3 protein-coding genes are annotated in these 3,911 nt (G+C 73.0%); all 3 read right to left on the bottom strand.

Annotation, left to right across the window (positions count from 1 at the left end):
• Positions 1–128 precede the first annotated feature (128 nt).
• Entirely contained in the window at positions 129–671 is a 543-nt protein-coding gene (locus tag J0670_RS32485; protein WP_207815654.1) for a hypothetical protein, read from the bottom strand.
• The gene (locus J0670_RS32480) at positions 668–2,452 is read right to left on the bottom strand and encodes a hypothetical protein (RefSeq protein ID WP_207815653.1); all 1,785 of its coding nucleotides are present in this window, start codon (positions 2,450–2,452) and stop codon (positions 668–670) included. Before J0670_RS32480 ends, J0670_RS32485 begins: the two co-directional genes overlap by 4 nt.
• Positions 2,453–2,583: 131 nt before the next feature.
• A partial coding sequence (locus tag J0670_RS32475; protein ID WP_207815651.1) for an L-serine ammonia-lyase occupies positions 2,584–3,911 on the bottom strand: 1,328 nt, incomplete at its 5' end.

The raw sequence follows: 3,911 nt of genomic DNA, 5'->3' as shown, positions 1-3,911 counted from the left end.
GCACCGACGGAGGCGGAGGCGGCGGTGCCGTACCCTCCCCCGGCCGGTCCACCCACCGCTGGAGGTTCCTGTCCCAGTACCGCGCCACCGTCTCTCTCCCCCCGTCCTTCGCGCGCCGCCTCAGCCCGTCAGCCCAGGAACTGCTCGATCGCCTGCACCACCGCCAGCGCCGAGGCGAGTGCCGAGACCGCCGTGGCGGAGCTCCGCAGCAGGTCCCGCAGCCGCTCCAGCCGGGGGCGCGGGGCCGTACCGCCCGCCTCCAGAGCGCCCTGGACGGCCACCACCTCCTGCTCCACCTCGGCGACGCCGTTGCCCTCCACCCGAGCGAACAGGGGGAGTTGGCCCCGCAGCTCGCCCAGTGCGTCCAGCAGCCGCTGCGCCGAGGCGTCCGTCCCGCGCACCGAGGCGTCGACCGCCCGGGCGTTCTCCCCGGAGGCGAGCGCGCCGCCCGTCATCACGCCGATCGAGACCCCGCCCGCCGCCGGGGCGGGCACCGTCAGCCCGCTGACGTCCGGCAGCGCGTCCGCCCCGCCGACCCGCTGCGAGCGGTCCTCCGCGCTGGCGCCGGAGCCCGAGGCGACCGCCCCGCCCGTCATCGCGCCGATCGAGACCCCGCCGCCCTGCCGGGGGGTGTTCTCCTCGCCCTGTGCCACGTTCCGCTCCTCGCTCATTTGACGTCCACGCTCGCTTGCCACGAGGCCGGTCCGACGTTCCCCTGACCCGTGACGGTCACTCCGGTCCGCCGTGAATGGTCTTCCGCCGTACCGCCGTTGGTGGCGACGGCTCCGCCGCTCATCGAGCCGATGTGGATGCCGCCCTCCATCACCTGCACCACGGTCTGCTCGAAGCGCCCGGTCTCGTACCCCTGGTTGTGCAGCGCCTCGCGCACGCCGTCGATGATCCGCTCCTGGATCGTCTTCAGGTACCGGTGGACGTCCAGTTCCTGGAAGATCGAGACGGTCCGCGAGGCGGCGAGCTCGCGCAGCGACACCATCGGGCGGGCCGACCCCAGGACTGCGTCGTCCTCCGTCGTACCGCTCGCCCGGCCGCCCGGGTGCAGCAGTATCCGCAGTGCCGCCGGGGCGGCGGTGAACGCGGACACCGCCGGGCGCCGCCGCCGCAGCCGTACGCCCCGCTGGGCCATCGCGTCCGCCAGCAGCTCGTAGTCGCGCCACACGGGCCCGAGCACGTGCGGGACGACCTCCAGCACCAGCAACTGCCCCTGGGTGTGCACCCGCAGCAGCACGGACAGCACCACCTGTTCGTCCCAGGCGCCGACCCGCGCCCGCAGGAAGTGCCGACGCCGCTCGCCGCCCTCGTCCACCGCCTCGGCGATGTGCCGGTTGATCTCGGCGGAGCCGCGCGGCACGTCGGCGCGGGTCGGCCCGTACGGCAGGAAGACCAGGTGCTCGATCTCCAGCTCCCGCAGCCGGTCCAGGCTGGTCTCGGCGGCGGCCTGCCGCAGGGCGGCCAGGCGGGGGACGATCAGGTCGAGCACGGCGCGCGCGGTGAGGTCGCCGGTGTCGGTGACCACCGGGCCGGTCTTGCGGCGCTTCAGCTCCAGCGCGAACGACCAGGGGCGGTACGGGAACCCGGCACCGAGGAAGGGATCGGCGGGGTCGTAGACGATGAGCTGCGAGTACTGCTCGGCGGCGATCGCCTGTCGCAGCCGGCGGTAGTACGGCCGGTCGGGCAGCGGGCGCGGCGGCCGGCTGCCGAAGGTGTCACGGCTCAGCTCCCGCCGGACGAGCTGCGCGACCAGCAGCCGGTGCCCGCCGACCGTCGCCGCGAGCATCAGCGGGAACACCACGCCCTTCGGGTCCGGGCCGAACAGGCCGAGCACCGCCACCCACCAGTACAGGAGCTGGCAGATCACGGCGAAGGCCGTGCGCCAGCCGCCGGAGCGCCGGGCCGTGGCCCTGGTCCCGCCCGGCGTGGCGGGGGCGTACAGCGCGTACTCCCGGACCTCCGCGGGCTTGGCGAACCAGGAGATCAGCGTGACCAGGGCGTACAGGAAGGCGAAGTTGAGGACGTACGGCGTCACGGACGGGGAGGACGAGCCGAACAGCTGGTCGGTGGCCGAGGAGTGGGGGTACGAGCCGTAGCCCTGCCCGCCGTAAGGGCCCCAGGAGCCGCCGGAGGACGGATCGTCGAACGCGGGCCGGAACTCGCTGTAGCCGAAGGCGATCCAGAGCGCGGCGAGCACCGCGCCGGTCCAGAGCTCCAGCGTGCGGGCCCGCAACGCGTGCGCCAGGACGGTGATCAGGTCGAAGCCCAGCGACGGCGGCACGGTGCGCTCGTCGTGCTCGACCAGTTCGCCGATCACCCGCCGGCGGAACTCCGGGTCGAGGTACACCCCGGCGCACATCAGCCGGGTGGCCTCGGATCCGGCATACGGCGACGGCGGCGGCTCCTGCGGCGGCCGCCACTGTTCGGACGACTGGAAGCTCATCCGCCTCCCCCTCCGGCGTGGACCAACTCGACCGGATTATGGCCCTCCTGACGTACCGTCGCCAGTGAAAATGCGAAAACCCCCGGACGGAACGGGAGTTCCGCCGGGGGTGTCCGAACGAGTGGTCTGGATCAGCACTCGATGACGTTCACGGCGAGGCCGCCGCGCGAGGTCTCCTTGTACTTGATCTTCATGTCGGCGCCGGTCTCCTTCATCGTCTTGATCGCCTTGTCCAGCGAGACGTGGTGCCGCCCGTCGCCGCGCAGCGCCATCCGGGCCGCGGTGACGGCCTTGACGGAGGCCATGCCGTTGCGCTCGATGCAGGGGATCTGGACCAGGCCGCCGACCGGGTCGCAGGTGAGGCCGAGGTTGTGCTCTATGCCGATCTCGGCGGCGTTCTCGACCTGCTCGGGGGTGCCGCCGAGGACCTCGGCGAGGCCGCCCGCGGCCATCGAGCAGGCGGAGCCGACCTCGCCCTGGCAGCCGACCTCGGCGCCGGAGATGGAGGCGTTCTCCTTGAACAGCATGCCGATGGCGCCGGCCGCGAGCAGGAAGCGGACGATGCCGTCCTCGTCCGCGCCCGGAATGAAGTTCAGGTAGTAGTGCAGGACGGCCGGGATGATCCCCGCCGCGCCGTTGGTCGGCGCGGTGACCACCCGGCGGCCGGAGGCGTTCTCCTCGTTGACCGCCATCGCGTAGAGGGTCACCCACTCCATCGCGTTGGCCGGGCCGATCCCCTCGGCGCGCAGCGCCCGGGCCGCGGCCGCCGCCCGGCGGCGGACCTTGAGGCCGCCCGGCAGGATGCCCTCACGGGTCATGCCGGCCCGCACGCACTCCTGCATCACGGACCAGATCTCCAGCAGCCCGGTGCGGATCTCCTCCTCGCTGCGCCAGGCCTTCTCGTTCTCCAGCATCAGGCCGGAGATCGACAGCCCGGTCTCCCGGCTGAGCCGCAGCAACTCCTCACCGGTGCGGAAGGGGTAGCGCAGCGCGGTGTCGTCGGGCTTGACCCGGTCCGCGCCGATCGCTTCCTCGTCCACCACGAAGCCGCCGCCGACCGAGTAGTACGTCTTCTCCAGCAGCGTCGAGCCGTCCGCCGCGTACGCCCACAGGGTCATGCCGTTGGCGTGGTACGGCAGCGAGCGGCGGCGGTGCAGGACGAGCTGGTTGTCGGGGTCGAAGTCGATGGTGTGCTCGCCGAGCAGGTTGATCCGCTTCTCGGCGATGATCCGCTCGACGTCCTTGTCCGCCCGGTCGACGTCGACGGTGCGGGGCGAGTTGTCCTCCAGGCCGAGCAGGACGGCCTTCGGGGTGCCGTGGCCGTGGCCGGTCGCACCCAGCGAGCCGTACAGCTCGGCGCGCACGCCCGTCACCTGCGCCAGCAGGCCTTCGGACCGCAGGCGGCGGGCGAACATCCGGGCGGCGCGCATCGGGCCGACGGTGTGGGAGCTCGACGGGC

The sequence above is a fragment of the Streptomyces sp. FH025 genome (genome assembly GCF_017427025.1).
In the GTDB taxonomy this organism is placed as follows: Bacteria; Actinomycetota; Actinomycetes; order Streptomycetales; family Streptomycetaceae; genus Kitasatospora.
This window is presented reverse-complemented; position numbering and strand designations above follow the sequence as displayed.